Here is a 17625-nt window from a genome sequence, read left to right as displayed (position 1 = left end):
CAGTCTACAGTAACGAACTTTCACTGTCAATAACCATTTTGTTAAATACTCAGAATACTATTGTCTTTCTTACAACTAGTTTTTAGCCTCGAATAATATCTGATTCAGTATACGTAACTTCACCTGTTGTAGCATTAATCTTATCAATTACACCATTTTCAGAAGGGGTGTTAATAGAGTAATTTAAGCTATAAATTGTCATTTCATCATCTTCATCTATTTCTTCAAAACGTGAAAGTTTCATCTGCAAACTCTGTTTATATATAGCATCCGCTTCTTCCAATGTAATCATTGGTGTAGTATTAACACCTCGAATAGCCTCCATATTTAATGCGCTATACAGACATGAACGAATAATTCCTGTATGTATACCCACCTCAATTAGGACGGAGTATTTGTCTAATTTGTATTCATGGAAAAATGGGATAAAAGTAAACATAATCGTCGGCTCATCTTCATGTTCATCTTCATGCTCGTCTTCATCATATTCATCCACATTGAAGAAATCCTCATCTGAATCATCATCAAATTCTTCTGTATCATCATTCGACACAGATTGTTCTTCAAGCATGTATTTATAATGTATATCACCAGCAATAATCTCTAAAAATTGCATTGCATTTTCTTTCAATTGCTCAAAAGGTAACTCAGTCTTTTCTTCTGTATCCCATTCCACATTAGATTCATAGTTAGCGCCCGCATCATCAAAATGTAGCACTTCGATTATAGCTTCTGCTTCTTCACCTTTGGCATCTAACTCTTCTGCATCATACCAATATAAATTACCCTCTTCTTCACGTAATACATATTGATCAGTTGCACCTAATAATTTTGGCAATGCCTTTGTCACTTGAACGGGTGTAACAGCAAATTGTTCAAGCTGTGTTTCACTGAACAACTGACTTGCTTTTTGAACTTCCCCATCAACAGTAACACCTATATAATCTCGAATAGGTTGATAAACTAATTCAAATTCTCCTTGCTCTTCATTTTCTTCGATTCCTAATTCCACTAATGTTTCTTTACATAAAATTTCTCTTGCTTCATCTTCAGTTACTTCTACTTTTGGATATGTAAGTTGATAATACTCTTGGAATATAGTAGCCGCTGTAATAGTACCGTATGAATTAATCTCTATAACTGCACCAGAATTAGGTAAAGGGAGTTTTAGTTTTTTATCTATAGCTTCATAAACTACTAAATATTCCCCTTCACCAATCTCAGAGAAATTACTAAATTGTACTACTTCACGGCCAAAATCCTTCACAAAGGACTCTGTAATATGTAAAATTTCATCCATCCCAAGTTCTTCTAGACTTTCTAGCTCTACATCGTTATTTTCTACTAGTTTATCAAAATCAATATTGATGTTTGTCAGCTCTTTATCGTCCGTTACTTCAATATAACCGTAATTGACATCATTTCGTGCATCCAGTACTTCAATACTATCTTCCATCGTTTCATCTTCATTGATTACAATGGAAGGCTGTCCAAGTAAATATTTCTTCAATTTCATTTCTATCTCTATCATACGATGCTCCCTTTCAAGAAATGTATTATTGTTACTATAATATTAACTTCTTAAACAGTGAATTACTATCAAATCGGACATAATATAAAAAAATTAACTACAAATAACGTCATATTTCTAATTTAACAGAAAAAAAAACAAAAAAAAGAAAAAAGACCCGTCTTTTGCAAGTCTTTTTTCCTGTCATTATCCAATTAAAACTAAATTAACCCATAAATATATTCTGTAGATGATAACTTTACAATAAGCAGATATCCCTATATAAGTTATATTAAATTTATCGATTTAGCCTTTTATTACGTTATTGATACTCAAATATATATCATAAAATGCTCTTAGTATTTTGGGTCATCTAACGCCTGATAGTCTTGTTGATATTTTCCGCCATCAGCAACTTCTGCATGATATAAAGCTTTCAATGCATAGTTTTTTTCAAGATCTAAAGACTTTTTCAACTCTTTAAATTTTGTATGCAATTCTTTGTTTTCATTTATTAATTGTTGCATTTGTGATTTAATGTATTTCAAAGATTTTCATCTCCTTTCAGATGGTTAATCTATTTAATTAGTATACCACTAAATGTAGTGCTTTTTAATGTCCATAATTTGCTTAAATTAAAGTGAATATTTTGAAATTCCAAGAACAGAAATAATTATAAAATGAAATGGAAGGAACTTTTTCAAAGTACCTACCAGTGATGGAGATCAGACTATACTACATACGGTATTAATAAAAACTTTTAATAAATATGAATATAAACAGCGATTTACAAACTACACTCTAAAACTTCAATGTATATTTTATCAAGATTTCCTAATGCTACTATTAATAAATATCATCGTTTGACACTAAAGGCTTCTCTCCCTTAAGCATCCCTAACTTTAAACTCTTTTTCAACTTCCCAACGTGATTTTTTTATGAATATTTCTTGTATAACTACAGAAAAAGATGAAAACGCTTATTTTCTTTTGACATAAGGCCAAAAATAATGTAAATTACTAAAAGACGAACGTTTTATTTATAAGAATAATTATTATTCGGTTTTAGGAGTGTGTTTTATGGAAAATGTATTTGATTACGAAGATATTCAATTGGTTCCCGCAAAATGTATAGTAAATAGTAGATCTGAATGTGACACATCAGTTACTTTAGGTGAACATACATTTAAATTACCGGTAGTACCTGCAAATATGCAAACTATTATTGACGAAAAAGTAGCCATTCAATTAGCTGAAGATGGATATTTCTATATAATGCATCGTTTTGAACCACAAAAACGTGCAGATTTCACTAAAGATATGCAAGCTCGTGGATTAATCGCTTCAATTAGCGTAGGTGTAAAAGAAGAAGAGTATGCATTCATCGAAGAATTAGCAGCAGATAAGATAATTCCTGAATTCATCACAATCGATATTGCACACGGTCATTCAAACGCAGTAATCAATATGATTCAACATATTAAAAAACACTTACCTACTAGCTTTGTAATCGCTGGTAACGTTGGTACACCAGAAGCTGTAAGAGAATTAGAAAACGCTGGCGCTGATGCTACTAAAGTGGGCATTGGACCAGGTAAAGTATGTATTACAAAAATTAAAACTGGCTTTGGTACAGGCGGCTGGCAATTAGCTGCTCTACGCTGGTGTGCAAAAGCTGCTACTAAACCAATAATTGCAGACGGTGGTATCCGTACTAATGGTGATATAGCTAAATCTGTACGATTCGGTGCTTCAATGGTCATGATCGGTTCATTATTTGCTGGACATGAAGAATCTCCTGGTAAGACTATCGAAAAAGACGGTAAACTTCTTAAAGAATACTTTGGTTCAGCTTCTGAATTCCAAAAAGGTGAGAAGAAAAACGTAGAAGGTAAAAAACTGTATGTTGAACATAAGGGCTCTCTAAAAGATACTCTTACTGAAATGCAACAAGACCTTCAATCATCTATCTCTTATGCTGGTGGCAAAAAACTTGACGCTATCCGTACAGTAGATTATGTTGTCGTTAAAAACTCTATCTTTAATGGTGATAAAACGTACTAAGAACGTGAAATACATTAAAAACCGCTAAAAAATTTTTGGCGGTTTTTTCATTTATCTATATTTGTTTACTTTCTACGATTTCAACAAATTTTGTTGAAGCTGGCGATAAAGGCACACTTTTTAAAAAGCATACGCCTATACTCCTTTTCGGGATATCTTCCATTAAAGGGACTTCATATAGTATTCCTTTATTTAAATACTCTTTGGAAAATTCTTTTGTTACACACGCTATTCCCAAATTTATTTTTGCAAACTCTAATAATAAATCATGTGAACCTAGTTCAAATTCTGGAGAAATCTTAACACCCTTTGTCATTAGGTAATCATCTACATATTTCCTCGAGACAGATTGGCGCTCAAGTAGTATTAGTGGCAAATCTACTATTGAAGCAAAGCTAAGTGGCTCCGTAATGGTCTTCATGTATTGCTCTCCACAAACGAATATATCTTGAACATCAATACAAGGTTTAAGCTCTAATGTTGGATCATCAATAGGGAAATTGCAGAAGGCAATATCAACTTCTCCTGATTTTAATACTGTACAAAGCTCCATTGTCGTACCATTCATTATTTTAAATTTAATATTTGGGTACTGATTATGAAAAGCTTCTAAATAAGGAAGTAAAAAATACTTTGAAATTGTATCACCCACACCTATTTTCAATTCACCCGTAGTTAAATCTTTAAACTCTAAAAGCTTCTCTTCTCCAACATGAAGCAAATTAATAGCTGAATTTGCATATTCAAATAACAAGCTACCTTCATATGTTAAAGTGACCCCTTTAGGCGTTCTATTAAATAGGCGGATATCTAATTCTTTTTCTAATTGTTTAATAGCCTGACTAACAGCTGGTTGTGTCATATACAGATCATTTGCGGCTTTTGAAAAGCTTGAACTTTTCCCCACTTTACAAAACACTTTATATAAATCTAATTTACTCACCATATAACATCACCTTATGCCTATCATTTGATATATTAATTTTACTTATACCACTATTTTGAGGTATATTACAAGTTGTGAGTTTTAAAAAAATGATAGTAAACAATATAGCAATGAGGAGCGATTATTTTGGAAAGAGTAGTTGGAACAGTTGTAAGAGGTCTTCGTGGCCCAATCATCAATCAAGGCGATAGCATTGAAGATATCGTTGTAGAAAGTGTATTAAAAGCATCAGAAGTTGAAGGCTTTAATATTCAAGATAAAGATATCGTAACAGTAACAGAATCAATCGTTGCCCGCGCTCAAGGTAACTACGCTACAATCGATCACATCGCAAAAGATGTTAGTGCAAAATTCGGAGATGACACTGTAGGCGTTATTTTCCCTATCTTAAGCCGTAACCGCTTTGCCATCTGTCTTCGTGGTATTGCAAAAGGTGTTAAAAAAGTTGTTTTAATGCTTAGCTACCCATCAGATGAAGTAGGTAACCACTTAGTTGACCTTGATATACTTGATGAAAAAGGTGTTAACCCATGGACAGACGTTTTAACTGAAAAACAATTCCGCGAATTATTTGGACATAACAAACATACTTTCACTGGAGTTGACTATATCGATTACTACAAATCATTAGTTGAAGAATACGGTGTTGAATGTGAAGTAATCTTCTCAAACAATCCAAAAACAATCTTAGAATATACTAAGAGCGTATTAACTTGTGATATCCATACAAGATTTAGAACAAAGAGAATTTTAGAAGCTAACGGTGGAGAAAAAATCTACAGCCTAGATAACATCCTAGCTGAGTCAATTGATGGTAGTGGCTTCAACGAAAGTTACGGTCTACTAGGATCAAATAAATCAACAGAAAACAGCGTGAAGCTTTTCCCACGTAATTGCCAACCTGTTGTAGATAAAATTCAAGAAATGCTGAAAGAAAAAACAGGCAAAAATGTTGAAGTTATGATTTATGGTGATGGCGCATTCAAAGATCCAGTAGGCAAAATTTGGGAACTAGCTGATCCAGTTGTATCACCTGCTTACACAGCTGGTCTTAATGGCACACCAAATGAAATCAAATTAAAGTATCTTGCTGATAATAACTTTGCTGATTTAAGAGGCGAAGAACTTAAAAAAGCTATCTCTGAGTATATTGATAATAAAGGAACTGACCTTGTAGGAGCTATGGAAGCACAAGGTACTACACCTCGCCAACTAACTGACCTAATCGGTTCTTTATCTGATTTAACATCAGGCAGTGGTGACAAAGGTACTCCAATGATCTTTATCCAAGGTTACTTTGATAACTATACTAAATAAGATATAAATATGATGAGTGAGACTGTGAAAACTTTAATCAGTACTCTTATCAAAAAAGGGAGAGTAGGCAATTGTCTATTCTCCCTTTTTATTTTATCGATCTATATTCCATAACCTGTAGTAATTCATTTACTACTAGTTTTTTCATGCTGAAGTAGCCATTCCTTTCTCCACAAGCCCCCTGCATAACCTGTTAATTTACCGTTTGATCCAATAATTCGATGACAAGGTATAACAATACTCATTTTATTTTTTCCATTTGCATTTCCTACTGCTCTAATAGCTTTTTCATTTCCAATTAAAACCGCAATATCTGTATACGACACCGTTTTTCCATATGGAATACTTGTTAAGGCGTTCCATACATTTTTTTGAAAGTTTGTCCCTTCATATTTAATGGGAAAAGTAAATTCACGACGGTCCCCTTTAAAGTATTCATCAAGTTGATCGTAGCAATTTTCTAAAACAATTGGCGTTTTGTCTTGTTTATTATTTACGGCTCTATCCTGTTCAGAAAACATAATAGAACTAATTGCTTTATCTGTACCTATTATTTCTAACACTCCAATTGGAGATTCATAATCTAATTTATATAACTTACTCATATAAAGACCTCCATAGATAAAAGGTTGCGTATGCTTGCAACCCTCCCCAATTTACTGATAACTCTTTGATCTCCTCTACCGTCGGCTTACGTCCGAGACCTAAATGAACTTTTAATGCGTTATGGAGACCAACATCTGTTATTGGAAAGGCGGATGGATGATGTAAGCATTTCATCATCACATAGTCAGCGGACCAAGCTCCTATTCCCCTAATCTTCATTAACGACTTTTGAATTTGTTGATAATTTTGATTGCCAAGTAGCAAGTCCTTTGTTAATTCACCATTTGCCATAATCTTAGCTATGCCTATTACATATTCGGCCTTTCTAACTGAAAATTGCAATTCCCTTAACTCTTCCACACTTATAGTTGCGATCTTTTCATAGTTCGGGAATACCCAAAAGGTATCTCCTTTTAAGGTAAGACTTTCACCAAAGTTCTCAACAAAGCGTTTTTTTAATATGTAAGCAAATGTTAAATTTATTTGCTGTCCAATAATTGCCCATGATAGTGCTTCAAATAAACCTGGAATACACATGATCCTTAAGCCATAATATTTTTGAGCAAAACCCTGTAATATCTTGTCCTGCTTTGCTGCATCATAAAATACTCGAAGATCTGTATCCAAATCAAACCATTCCCATATATACGATGCCACTTCTTCACGGATTCCTTTGGAGGGTGGAGTGATTGGAAAATTAACTAGAATTATATTTTGAGTGCATCCAATCTTACACAAAATTAACTCTTGGTTTACTTTTATTAATTTATATAAATATCCATCTTTTATTTGGTGCAATATCTCTTGTTTAGACCTGCTTAAGAACAATAAACACTCTTCGAAATTGAATTCTTCAGGCGTATAAATTTCTATATATGATTGGTGATCAATCCAATTCATTTCAACAACTCCTTACCCTTCAAGGGTACGATATTCGCTAGGGGAACAATTTGTTAAACGGCGAAATGACTTATAAAAATTGGAAGTGCTTTGAAACCCAACTTCATAGCAAATCTCGAGATTCGTGTGATTAGTATTTTTAAGAAGATGCATCGCCTTATCGATTCGAATTTTCTCTAAATAAGTACGCGGAGTTTCTGAAGTTTCTTGTTTAAATAGGCGATCAAGATGATACGGGCTTATGCCGACGTAATCGGCAATATCCTGTAATGCTACCTTTTGTTTATAGTTATTGACCAAATAGCTAGTTACATTTCTTACAAGTCCGATATGCGGGGTATGCTCAACTTCTGGCTGACATCTCTTACAAGCACGGAATCCCGATTTTTCAACTTCAATTATGTCATAGTAGAATTCTACATTTATTTTTTTGGGTTTCCTTGATTTGCATGAAGGACGGCAATAGATTTTTGTTGTTTTTACTGCTGTAAAAAATAGCCCATCGTATGTTCTATCACACGCAATAATCTTTTCCCACATTTCTTCAAAAGAGAGATTAATATTTTTCACCTTTAATTTCTCCGTTCTTTTAGTTTAATCTTCATATAAAAGTGAAGTATCCTTTAAATCGAGCATTTGTGTCGCATTTTTCTCTAAAAAAGCAATTACCTTATCCGATAAAGCATTTCCAAAGCTAAACCGCTTCACACCTATATCCTTCAGCTTATTACAATTCGTTAAACCAGGTAAAGACAGTATATTAAGAGGAGCCCCTATAAGAAAAGCGATCTCTTTAATTTCATCCTCTTTAATTAATCCTGGGATAAATATGCCGCTAGCCCCACTTTCAACGTACGCCCGTGTTCGATTAATCGTTTCCAAAAGTGGATTTTCCATTTGTAAATAAGTATCCGTTCTAGCATTGATATAAAAGTCTTTAAAACCATTTTGATCTAGTGCTGTTCTAATTTTCGTTAAAAGATTACAGTGATCCTTTAACTCTCTTAATCCTTGTTGTTTTTTTAGCGAATCCTCAATATTGATTCCTGCGACACCAATATCTGCTGTTCTTAATACATGATTAACAATTCTATCAATATCTTCACTATATCCCGCTTCAATGTCCGCTGAAACAGGTATTTTAACATTATCTGTAATTATCTTAATAATTTCTAAATGCTTCTCAAAATCAATTAGTTCACCATCCGCATATCCAAGTGAATTGGCAATCCCCCAACTGGTCGTACCAATTGCTTTGAATCCTGCTTTTTCAAGAGTTAAGGCAGATATTAGATCCCAAGCATTCCCCAAAAATAATGGTTCCGTCGACGAATGAAGTTTATTGAATTCCTGAATTGTTGTCATTTTATTTCCTCCTATGGTGTATTGAATCTCATTTTAACAAGGCATTCACATTCAATTCGTCCTCATTCTTGCTCTTATGGTCTAGAAACCAAAAAAGAAGAAATCATTGATAACTTCTCCTTTAACTTTATAGAACAATTTATATTCATATACTCCCTTTAAATATGTAATAAGTATCTATCTTACGGACGACTACCTAATTGTCTTAAGCCAATAATTAAAATAACGTCTTATGTCCCATCCAACCTTCTATATCCACACTACCTTGAACCTCTAATAATCTGTATAGATATCGATACGGCATTCTACATTTTGTTAAGTTGGGAATTTCCATTACTCTTTCATAACCCTTTTTAAAATCTTGAGCTGATTTTACATCTAGTACATATTCTAATGCGATAAAATCTAACTCTCTAGGAGCTATAACATATGCTTCCGTATCGACAAGACCAGTAATTTCTCTACCATCCGATAAAAATTGTGTTGGATCCATATCAACGAGCACAAACGTAGAATATTCAGGTTTAGGCAATCCATTGATTAAATTATTTATTTCAGGGAGCATGCTTTTTATTCTTTCTTCCTTAAAATGAAAACGGGTTACTAGTTCAATTAAAGCATCCTTCATATGTTGATTAAATTCTTTCAAGCTTACTTGAAAGCTTCTTGATGGATTACCAACAAAATTTTCTTTATGACGATGAATTTTAGCTAAACCTTCTCCAAAACTTTGCAAAACTGAAGATGGCTGATCAATAAATGACCCCACTATTTGTCCTTTTAGTTTTTCTACAACAACAAATTCCTTTGTTAGAATCCTCCCTTTATCTATTACTCTTGGTATTGGTATTGAAGTAAGTTTACTCAATGTATTATTTACGTGTTCTAATTCATAAACTTGCCTTGGGTCAATTCCAAATAACTTTTTACATCCCCACCAAAATTCATTATTAGGATCTTCTTTCATTTTAGATGAACGCACAACTACTTCTTGATTATTTGTTTTTACCAACCATACATCACTAGCATGCTCTTCATAACCAGGGCTTAATTCCAGCGTCTCTTTAATCGGATCTTTAAACAAAAATTGTAAATTCATATAATCTCCCTACTCTCATATCCATACTTTACTAATATATTTTTCTATAAACGCTTTATGTTCTCCTTTATAATTTTTCCTGAAAAATCATAAGATAAATAAAAACCTCATTTTGTAATTTTTTAGAAAATACATGAAATATTAATTAAAAAAGAACTTTTCTACCATATTAAAGACTTATATTAATGTGCAATTTGTGCGATTTAAAATATTGAAAAAATTAGGGGCTGAGTTTACAAAAATAGGTAATAAAGTGCAAGCTTGTAAAGTATTATAGGGGGTAAACAATTTAAATGGTAAATTAATTTTTCCTATTTTGACTAGAAATAAGGGGGTTCAATCATATCTAATTTAAATAATCTAACCGAATTTGAAGAACTTTACGTGGAATTTCAGCGGAAAGTGTCAGTTGAATGGAATAACCGTTTAGATCGGCTTGTTTCTGGATCACAAGCGACAATATTACGAAGTCTAGAAGAAAAAGGACCACAAAATGCATCTACATTGGCAAAACACTTGCATATTACGCCAGGTGCAGTTACTAGCCTATCAGATAAGTTGATTATTAATGGTTATGCACAAAGAAAAAGAGATAGTAATGACCGTAGAGTGGTACTTTTAGAAATTACTGAACAAGGGCGTGAATTATTACAACAATTTAAAATAGAAATTAAAAGTGTCATACAACAATTTTTCTCAGGTTTACCGGACAATGATATCAACCATTTGATACGTATTTATCAGCATGTGTTAATGAATATTGCTACAAAGAAAGAGGCGAAAAGTGAATGACACATCTAACCAATAAAAAGAAGATTACTATAATGATAGCTATACTTACTTCATTGTTTTTTGCTGCAATAAATCAAACAATTATCGGCATTGCGATGCCACGTATTATTGCTAAACTTGGAGGTATGGACTATTATTCATGGGCCATTACCATCTATCTACTCACTTCAACAGTTTCATCAATTTTAGTAGGTAAACTTTCTGATATTTACGGTAGAAGACCTTTTCTTCTGTTAGGAATTAGTGTATTTATGATTGGTGCAATTTTATCTGGCTTTGCTACAGATATTTTTCAACTAATTTCCTTCCGTGCTATTCAAGGTGCTGGAGCTGGTATTATTATGTCTACCGTTTTCACTGCTGTTGGGGATCTATACGAACCGCGCGAGCGTGCTAAATGGTCTGGCGTAATGAGTGCAGTTTTTGGAATATCCAGTGTAGCGGGTCCTTTACTAGGCGGTTATATTGTCGATCATCTTGATTGGCATTGGGTATTTTGGATTTTCTTACCCCTAGGTGTTATTGCTTTTATTTTAATACTCATCAACTTCCCTAAAGGTACGGAAAGAACTGGAGAATCGGTGGATTATTGGGGGTCATTCTTCCTGACATCAACCATTGTTCCCTTACTTCTTGCCGTATCATTGGCAGGCGACGGCCCTAACAAATATGCATGGGGATCGTGGCAAATCATTGGACTATTTGCGATTACTATTGTTGCTTTAATTTTCTTCATCTGGATTCAAACAAGAGTAAAAAGCCCAGTATTACCACTTGGTTTATTTAAAAACAGTATCTTTACTGTTTCCAACTTAGTTACTTTCTTTTTAAATGCAGGGATGATGGGAGCAATCATCTATGTACCATTCTTTGTACAGGGCGTAAAGGGAATCTCACCTACCACTGCAGGTTATGTAGCAATGCCTATGTCCCTCGCTATGTTACTGGCTTCAGCGCTTTCTGGTAACCTCATGACCAAAACAGGAAAATATAAAAAAAGAGGAATTCTAGGGTTAATCGTGATGACAATTGGCATCATGTTGCTGTATTTTATGACACCTGAGACACCTATATATGTCCTAATTGCATATCTACTTATACTAGGGTTTGGACTCGGATTAGCAATGCCGGTATTTACTATAACAGTACAAAATGCAGTCGCCCCTCAACAAATCGGTGTAGCAACAGCAACATCTCAACTATTCCGTAATCTTGGCGGAACTATTGGTATTGCTGTAATGGGAAGCATCATGAGTACCAGCATCACAAATAAGATGACTGAGCTATCCGGAATAAAAGGTCAAAGTACAATACCTGTATCAACAGATCCTGCATTAGCAGAAGAACTTGCTCTTTTTAATAATCCACAGAACCTATTAGATCAACCCAAAATCGAAGCTACTTTAAAAAGTTTATCTCCTGAATCACAAGTAATATTTACGAAAATACTGGATACAGTTCAAGAAGCCCTGAGTTATGCCATTACAACTACCTTTTAGTAGGGGCTATTATGGCTGCTGTGGCTGTTATTATTGCCTTATTTTTAAAAGAAATTCCTTTGCGTTCAGGTAAAAACATGGTACCAAAAGAGAAAAATAACAAATCTAAAGTTACTCCTTCAGAGAAATAACTACGTAAATTTATTATGAAATAAAAGTGGGTTTAATCAACCCGCTTTTATTTTTGGATACGTGTTACAGTTGGTGGACGCCATTCGCTATTTAGTACACTCAATTGCGGCCAATACATTCTAAGTAAGAGATTAAATGATTCAAGGGGTGCTGGTAACCAGTTACTCTCACTTTCTTTTCCAGGAGAAACATGTTGAATAAACAAATCTAATGAACCATCCATGTTATATTTTAGAGGATCAAGATGCGGGCTAATGGCATAACGTTTTAACTGATTCTCCACCAATAAACCAGCAGAATTATAAAGTGTAACAGACCAAAATGCGTTTACTGGAGGCAAATTCTCGGCATCAAAATGGATTCTATAATTATACTGGCCAGCTAAAGGTACGTTATAGTTATCACCAAAATTGTACGCGTAAATGCTATCCTGCGGAACATTTGCTCCGAATAAAGTTAGTGCAACAGCCGCCCTTTGCTGATAATTTGTTCCGTAATTACCCATATCATTTAGTAGCGTACTCCACCCGTTATTTTTATTATTATTTAAGATTTGTTCACCAGCAGATTGAATATAAAACGGGCCATTGCGTGCAGCATTTATTAATGCCCATTGAACTGCTGGATGTAGTGTATAGAAATTGAAATTCTCATTCGGAATAAGACCTAATGTACATAGCTTTGCAGTCATTTCATAGGATTGAATAGCAGGATAAGGAGGATTTTTATACATAAGTTCCATCATTAATTGAAAAAATGCAGGTGCATCCATTGTCGTGATTAGTTCTTTAGGTGACTCTTTAGTAATAATTAAATGATCACTTGAAGATGCACTTGCATAGTTATCATTTAATTCGTAAATCCTTTTTAAAGAATACTTATCTTGAATAGCATGCACCGCCTGATAATCTTGTGGTCCATTCGTTTGAGTTCTTCCTGTAATCCAAACAGTATTTGTAGGTGAATAAATAACTGGAATGTTTGAAGGGAGCTTTCCCCGCCAATTTGGGCCAACGATGGCAAATTGCTGTTCAGTTGTCCCTGTCGTACGTGCACCGATGGAAGCAAAGACATTTGAATAAGCATCTAGCATCGGTAAGAGATAATATCTATTCTTAGTATTCGGAACATGCAATAGAAATGGACCATCTCTCAAATCAAGCCATGCAGAAGAATAGAGTGTATCCACGTTAGGTCTAACCACCTCAGTAAATTGAGGTGTAGATAATACCTTTTGATGATAAAATCTATTCTTCCGTGCTAAACTTACGCCTCCCTTCCTCTTCGTTAAATCCATGAGAACAAGAGGGAATCCATACACATAAGCATCCATTGCAAAATCGTTAATAATCTTTTCCGAATTAACAATCTGCCCTTTATATTCCCCTAGTAGATGTATCCACATATCATTAAATTGCGGAGTATACATTCGATTCCTCCTACATAAATTGTTCTTGATAGAAGCCTATATATAGTTTATGCAAAGAAAAACCTTAGAGAAACAAACACTTACAGAATACTCAAAAGGGGGCAAAGTGCGTATTGAAATCAAATGATAATAAAAAATATTCCTTTCAAACTCATGTTATAAGGAAAGGTATTAGCTATGGAACATGCTTATCTATGATTATTTCTTATACCGCATATCATTCCATAGGATGGGCCATCATACATGGGTGTTTTAGCTGGCTTTACGTCATCTATTACTTAATCAAATATTCGCCTAGCTTATTTTAGAAAGTAGAAAAGACTTCTAGCAAACTCTAGAAGTCTTTCTTAGTATTAATCAATTACTATTTAATACATGCCTCATGGCTATTTATGAACGGTTTCATCTTGCTCTATAGGAATCGTCACAAAAAATGTAGTTTGTTCACCTAGTTGGCTTTGCACTGAAATACTGCCATTATGCATATCTATAATTTTTTGCACGATAGAAAGTCCTAAGCCACTGCCCCCGTTGGATACTGCTCTCGATTTATCGGCTTTAAAGAAACGTTCAAATATATGTTTTTGATCTTCTTCTGTCATTCCTATCCCAGTATCAGTAATAGAAACAATGGCCGTATCACTTTGTTTGAATAAGCGAATATAAATCGTTCCTCCATTAGGTGTGAACTTTATACTGTTACTAATTAAATTCATCCACACCTGATTCATCAAATCTTCATCAGCAAAAACCAGAACATTTTCCAAATCGAGTTCCATTTCAATAATTTTAAATATCCATCTAGGTTCACAGGATAAAACCACATTACGCAATTGTTTATCCAGACGATACGACTTCGGCTCAAAGGGGTGATGTTGTGATTCTAATGATGTTAACTTTAGTAAATTATCACTAATTTTCGATAATCGGTGGCTTTCCATTTCAATAATCTCTAAATAATGCTGCCGTTTTTCATCAGTCAAATTAATGTTTTTCAAAGCTTTTGCAAATCCATTAATCGAGGTTAAAGGCGATTGAATTTCGTGCGAAACGTTGGATATAAATTCCTGACGCATTTTTTCTATTTCACCTAATTCAATTGCCATATGATTTATTCCGCTAATGAGTTGTCCAAAATGATCTTCGTCATCGTCTGATTTCAAGTCTAATTTGACGTTAAAATCCCCTTTCGCAATTCGCCCTATAGCATCAACCACTGTATCCCAATAATTACGCTGCCTTCTAAATCCAAATAAAAAGAGAATAGCAGCAGTACATGCAAAAAGGATAAATACACCTATTACAGTATAAAATTGTTGCCAAAAACCTTGGGGATGCTTGCCAAGCCAATCATATATAAATGAGGTCACGTGATAAGAAATAAATGCAAAGAGCGTATTAGTTAAAAGAAAAAGTATAAACATACTCAATACTTTTAACGAAATTACCCATTTCTTCATGCCCCTAACTCCAATCGATAACCGAGCCCCCGGATCGTCCGTATTGTAAATTCACTTTTATCTTCTGGGAATCGCTCTCGAAGTCTTTTAATATGAACATCTACTGTACGATCATCACCTTCATAGTCATATCCCCAAATTTCTTCTATTAACTGTTCTCGTGAGAATGTCTTCCCAGGGTAACTAGCTAATGTAAATAATAATTCGAATTCTTTTAATCGAAGCGTAATATTTTCTCCTCTATACATTAGTTCATAGGTTTCCCGATTCATCTTAACATTACCGACCTCTACTGTTTGGGATGCAGAAATACGATAACGCTTTAGAATAGATTTAACACGCACTATTAACTCTGCTGGCTCAAATGGTTTTACAAGATAATCATCTGTACCTAGATTAAATCCTTTTACCTTTTGAGCGGTTTCTCCTTTTGCAGTCAGCATAAGAATAGGCAAATCATTATTCAACTTTCGTATTTCTCGGCATAATTCCCATCCATCCATATTCGGCATCATTATATCCATAATGACCATATCAACTTTTTCCGATTCTAGCTTGGACAGTGCATCAACACCGTCCACCGCTTCAAGTATACTTAGTCCTTCATTTTGTAAAAACACACTTACTAATTCTCTAATATGCTCATCATCATCCACAACCAACAATCTTGTCATGACAACAAATCCCTTCATATTTACTCTTGAATACGTAATTGTTGTTTCGCAAATTCTTTGTACATCTCATGTGATTGAAATAACGAATTATGTGTCCCGCTTCCCGTAATATGCCCCTTCTCAATAAATATTATATTGTCGGCATCGACAACGGTAGAAAGACGGTGAGCAATAACAAGTGTCGTTCTGCCTTTCATCAAATTGTCTAATGCTTTTTGAACATAAATTTCCGATTTACTATCAAGGCTAGAAGTAGCCTCATCAAGCATTAAAATTTGAGGGTCACGTAATAGTGCTCTAGCAATTGCAATTCGTTGTCGCTGTCCGCCCGAAAGCTTGATTCCCCGCTCTCCTACTTCAGTATCAAACTTATTTGGAAGTGCTTGAATAAATTGATCTGCATACGCCATTTTTACGACTTTTTCGAGTTCTTTATCTGTAACCTCTTTTTCTATTCCATAACAAATGTTATCTCGTATTGTTCCAGATATAAGTGCACTTTCCTGAGCAACATACCCAATTTTGCGTCTCCAAGAGTGTAAGGAAAATGTATCAATTGGTGTATCCCCCAATGTAATACTTCCTTTTGTAGGTTGATAATACCTTTCTAAGAGAGAAAATGTAGTAGTCTTTCCCCCTCCACTCGGACCAACAATAGCCGTTACTTTACCCGGTTCAATTGTAAAATTAATATCAGATAAAATTTCTTCTTTTCCATATGCAAAGTCCACATGATTCACATGAATAGGCTCTGTCACTAGATCTAACTCTTTACCTTCATTAATATCTTCCTCATCGTGTTCAAGTACTGCACTAATACGTTCTGTTGCTCCCATCGCTTTTTGCAATTGCGTAAAGAACATCGTTAATTGCGTCATCGGCATAATAATTTGAATCAAATATAAAATAAAAGCAACCATATCGCCAGCTGTTAATGCACCGGAAGAAACACGGACTCCTCCGTACCCAATAACTGCCACTAACACAATCATAAGGATAAATGAAATCAATGGTGAAATAAGTGCATGTATTTTAGCCTCTTTTAAACCAAAATTGAAAAGATTTGTAATACCTCTTTTTCCACGATCATATTCTATGTTCTCTGCATTTGAAGCTTTTACTAAACGAGATTCTGGTAATACTTGATTTAACACTGCAGTAAATTTTGCCGTTTCATCTTGCATTCCTTTTGAAACTACATACATTTGCTTACCTAACAACATTAATATCACCATTGCAACTGGAATAGCAACAAGCATTACTAAAGTCATTTTCCAATCTAAGAATAGCAAAATCGTAACAGAACCGATAATTGCAATAATGCCAGATAAACAATTAGCAAGATGTTCTGTAATGAGTTCCTTCACAACAGCAGTATCATTTGTTACACGGCTCAGCGTCTCCCCAGTATCATTCTTATCATAATAAGGTATTGGTAGGTGAAGTAGTTTTTTCCACAACCTATCTCTCAATTTTGCTACTACGTGATGACCAACACGATTTAACAAATAGATTGAGAGTCCGCTCGCTATTGCTTGGGCAATAAAAGCAATTACTAATAAAATTATTTGCCAATAGTTAAGTGAATCTAACGAAAAACCATCCACTAATTTTTTTGTAAACAACGGTACGACAAAGCCTACCCCTGTTGTCGCAAAACTCATGCAAAGTGCGATAATTAACAAAAGCTTAGGCGGTTCAGTTTGTTTTATTAACTGCACAAACTGTCGCCAACCCTTTAATTTATTTTCTTTTATATCTTCTTTCATTGTTCATATTCCTCCTTATATATTCCCATACAACGGTTTAGCTATCTTATAATAGTTACTTTAG

General features: G+C 34.2%; 15 protein-coding genes and 1 pseudogene. 4 read left to right on the top strand and 12 right to left on the bottom strand.

Annotated elements, in window-relative coordinates; all coding sequences use genetic code 11:
• Positions 1-82: 82 nt before the first annotated feature.
• Positions 83-1531 carry a hypothetical protein gene (locus AMD00_RS18225; protein ID WP_053418466.1) on the bottom strand — a complete coding sequence of 483 codons (1449 nt, stop codon included), beginning with the start codon at positions 1529-1531 and terminating at the stop codon, positions 83-85.
• A gap of 335 nt (positions 1532-1866) precedes the next feature.
• Positions 1867-2058 (bottom strand): hypothetical protein, encoded by a 192-nt coding sequence (locus AMD00_RS18220; RefSeq protein ID WP_038178903.1) that lies wholly within the window; start codon positions 2056-2058, stop codon positions 1867-1869.
• 531 nt (positions 2059-2589) lie between these two features.
• Here AMD00_RS18220 and guaC point away from each other — a divergent pair.
• Positions 2590-3573 (top strand): GMP reductase, encoded by a 984-nt coding sequence (gene guaC, locus AMD00_RS18215; protein WP_053418465.1) that lies wholly within the window; start codon positions 2590-2592, stop codon positions 3571-3573.
• A 55-nt stretch (positions 3574-3628) separates the two neighbouring features.
• Here the strand turns inward: guaC and AMD00_RS18210 are convergent, their stop codons facing one another.
• Positions 3629-4519: a LysR family transcriptional regulator gene (locus AMD00_RS18210; RefSeq protein WP_053418464.1), complete on the bottom strand. Its 891-nt coding sequence runs from the start codon at positions 4517-4519 to the stop codon at positions 3629-3631.
• A gap of 126 nt (positions 4520-4645) precedes the next feature.
• Between AMD00_RS18210 and AMD00_RS18205 the strand changes: the two genes are divergently transcribed.
• Positions 4646-5836: a coenzyme F420-0:L-glutamate ligase gene (locus AMD00_RS18205; RefSeq protein ID WP_053418463.1), complete on the top strand. Its 1191-nt coding sequence runs from the start codon at positions 4646-4648 to the stop codon at positions 5834-5836.
• 125 nt (positions 5837-5961) lie between these two features.
• Here AMD00_RS18205 and AMD00_RS18200 read toward each other — a convergent pair whose 3' ends face one another.
• From AMD00_RS18200 to AMD00_RS18180, 5 genes are all read right to left on the bottom strand, one after another.
• Positions 5962-6441, bottom strand: a complete 480-nt coding sequence (locus AMD00_RS18200; protein WP_053418462.1) for a methylated-DNA--[protein]-cysteine S-methyltransferase — start codon at positions 6439-6441, stop codon at positions 5962-5964.
• A complete protein-coding gene (locus AMD00_RS18195) occupies positions 6434-7342 on the bottom strand; it encodes a DNA-3-methyladenine glycosylase family protein (protein ID WP_053418461.1) in 909 nt (302 codons plus the stop codon). Before AMD00_RS18195 ends, AMD00_RS18200 begins: the two co-directional genes overlap by 8 nt.
• Before the next feature lie 12 nt (positions 7343-7354).
• Positions 7355-7882, bottom strand: coding sequence for a bifunctional transcriptional activator/DNA repair enzyme AdaA (locus AMD00_RS18190; protein ID WP_053418580.1), 528 nt, complete (start codon positions 7880-7882; stop codon positions 7355-7357).
• A gap of 54 nt (positions 7883-7936) precedes the next feature.
• Entirely contained in the window at positions 7937-8707 is a 771-nt protein-coding gene (locus tag AMD00_RS18185) for an isocitrate lyase/PEP mutase family protein (protein ID WP_053418460.1), read from the bottom strand.
• Positions 8708-8924: 217 nt separating this feature from the next.
• Positions 8925-9806, bottom strand: coding sequence for a phosphotransferase (locus tag AMD00_RS18180; protein WP_053418459.1), 882 nt, complete (start codon positions 9804-9806; stop codon positions 8925-8927).
• A 402-nt stretch (positions 9807-10208) separates the two neighbouring features.
• Here AMD00_RS18180 and AMD00_RS18175 point away from each other — a divergent pair, with 402 nt between their 5' ends.
• Positions 10209-10598 (top strand): MarR family winged helix-turn-helix transcriptional regulator, encoded by a 390-nt coding sequence (locus tag AMD00_RS18175; RefSeq protein WP_245639561.1) that lies wholly within the window; start codon positions 10209-10211, stop codon positions 10596-10598.
• Positions 10595-12228, top strand: a pseudogene (locus AMD00_RS18170) (MDR family MFS transporter). The gene AMD00_RS18175 and the pseudogene AMD00_RS18170 overlap by 4 nt, the downstream one beginning before the upstream one ends.
• Before the next feature lie 47 nt (positions 12229-12275).
• Here the strand turns inward: AMD00_RS18170 and AMD00_RS18165 are convergent.
• The 4 genes from AMD00_RS18165 to AMD00_RS18150 all read right to left on the bottom strand — a co-directional run bounded on the left by AMD00_RS18165 (position 12276) and on the right by AMD00_RS18150 (position 17561).
• Positions 12276-13658 carry a DUF1254 domain-containing protein gene (locus tag AMD00_RS18165; protein ID WP_053418457.1) on the bottom strand — a complete coding sequence of 461 codons (1383 nt, stop codon included), beginning with the start codon at positions 13656-13658 and terminating at the stop codon, positions 12276-12278.
• A gap of 386 nt (positions 13659-14044) precedes the next feature.
• Positions 14045-15118: a HAMP domain-containing sensor histidine kinase gene (locus tag AMD00_RS18160; protein ID WP_053418456.1), complete on the bottom strand. Its 1074-nt coding sequence runs from the start codon at positions 15116-15118 to the stop codon at positions 14045-14047.
• Complete coding sequence (locus tag AMD00_RS18155; protein ID WP_053418579.1) at positions 15115-15792, bottom strand: response regulator transcription factor; 678 nt, start codon at positions 15790-15792, stop codon at positions 15115-15117. The genes AMD00_RS18160 and AMD00_RS18155 overlap by 4 nt, the downstream gene beginning before the upstream one ends.
• 20 nt (positions 15793-15812) lie before the next feature.
• On the bottom strand, positions 15813-17561 hold the full coding sequence (locus AMD00_RS18150; RefSeq protein ID WP_053418455.1) for an ABC transporter ATP-binding protein: 1749 nt from the start codon (positions 17559-17561) through the stop codon (positions 15813-15815).
• Positions 17562-17625 lie beyond the last annotated feature (64 nt).

The sequence above is a fragment of the Viridibacillus arvi genome (assembly GCF_001274945.1).
Classification (GTDB): Bacteria; Bacillota; Bacilli; order Bacillales_A; family Planococcaceae; genus Viridibacillus; species Viridibacillus arvi.
This window is presented reverse-complemented; position numbering and strand designations above follow the sequence as displayed.

Coding starts and splice junctions, on each gene's coding strand:
- AMD00_RS18225 (WP_053418466.1), bottom strand. CDS start 1,531: ATGATAGAGATAGAAATGAAATTGAAGAAATATTTACTTGGACAGCCT.
- guaC (WP_053418465.1), top strand. CDS start 2,590: ATGGAAAATGTATTTGATTACGAAGATATTCAATTGGTTCCCGCAAAA.
- AMD00_RS18210 (WP_053418464.1), bottom strand. CDS start 4,519: ATGGTGAGTAAATTAGATTTATATAAAGTGTTTTGTAAAGTGGGGAAA.
- AMD00_RS18200 (WP_053418462.1), bottom strand. CDS start 6,441: ATGAGTAAGTTATATAAATTAGATTATGAATCTCCAATTGGAGTGTTA.
- AMD00_RS18195 (WP_053418461.1), bottom strand. CDS start 7,342: ATGAATTGGATTGATCACCAATCATATATAGAAATTTATACGCCTGAA.
- AMD00_RS18190 (WP_053418580.1), bottom strand. CDS start 7,882: ATGTGGGAAAAGATTATTGCGTGTGATAGAACATACGATGGGCTATTT.
- AMD00_RS18185 (WP_053418460.1), bottom strand. CDS start 8,707: ATGACAACAATTCAGGAATTCAATAAACTTCATTCGTCGACGGAACCA.
- AMD00_RS18180 (WP_053418459.1), bottom strand. CDS start 9,806: ATGAATTTACAATTTTTGTTTAAAGATCCGATTAAAGAGACGCTGGAA.
- AMD00_RS18165 (WP_053418457.1), bottom strand. CDS start 13,658: ATGTATACTCCGCAATTTAATGATATGTGGATACATCTACTAGGGGAA.
- AMD00_RS18160 (WP_053418456.1), bottom strand. CDS start 15,118: ATGAAGAAATGGGTAATTTCGTTAAAAGTATTGAGTATGTTTATACTT.
- AMD00_RS18155 (WP_053418579.1), bottom strand. CDS start 15,792: ATGACAAGATTGTTGGTTGTGGATGATGATGAGCATATTAGAGAATTA.
- AMD00_RS18150 (WP_053418455.1), bottom strand. CDS start 17,561: ATGAAAGAAGATATAAAAGAAAATAAATTAAAGGGTTGGCGACAGTTT.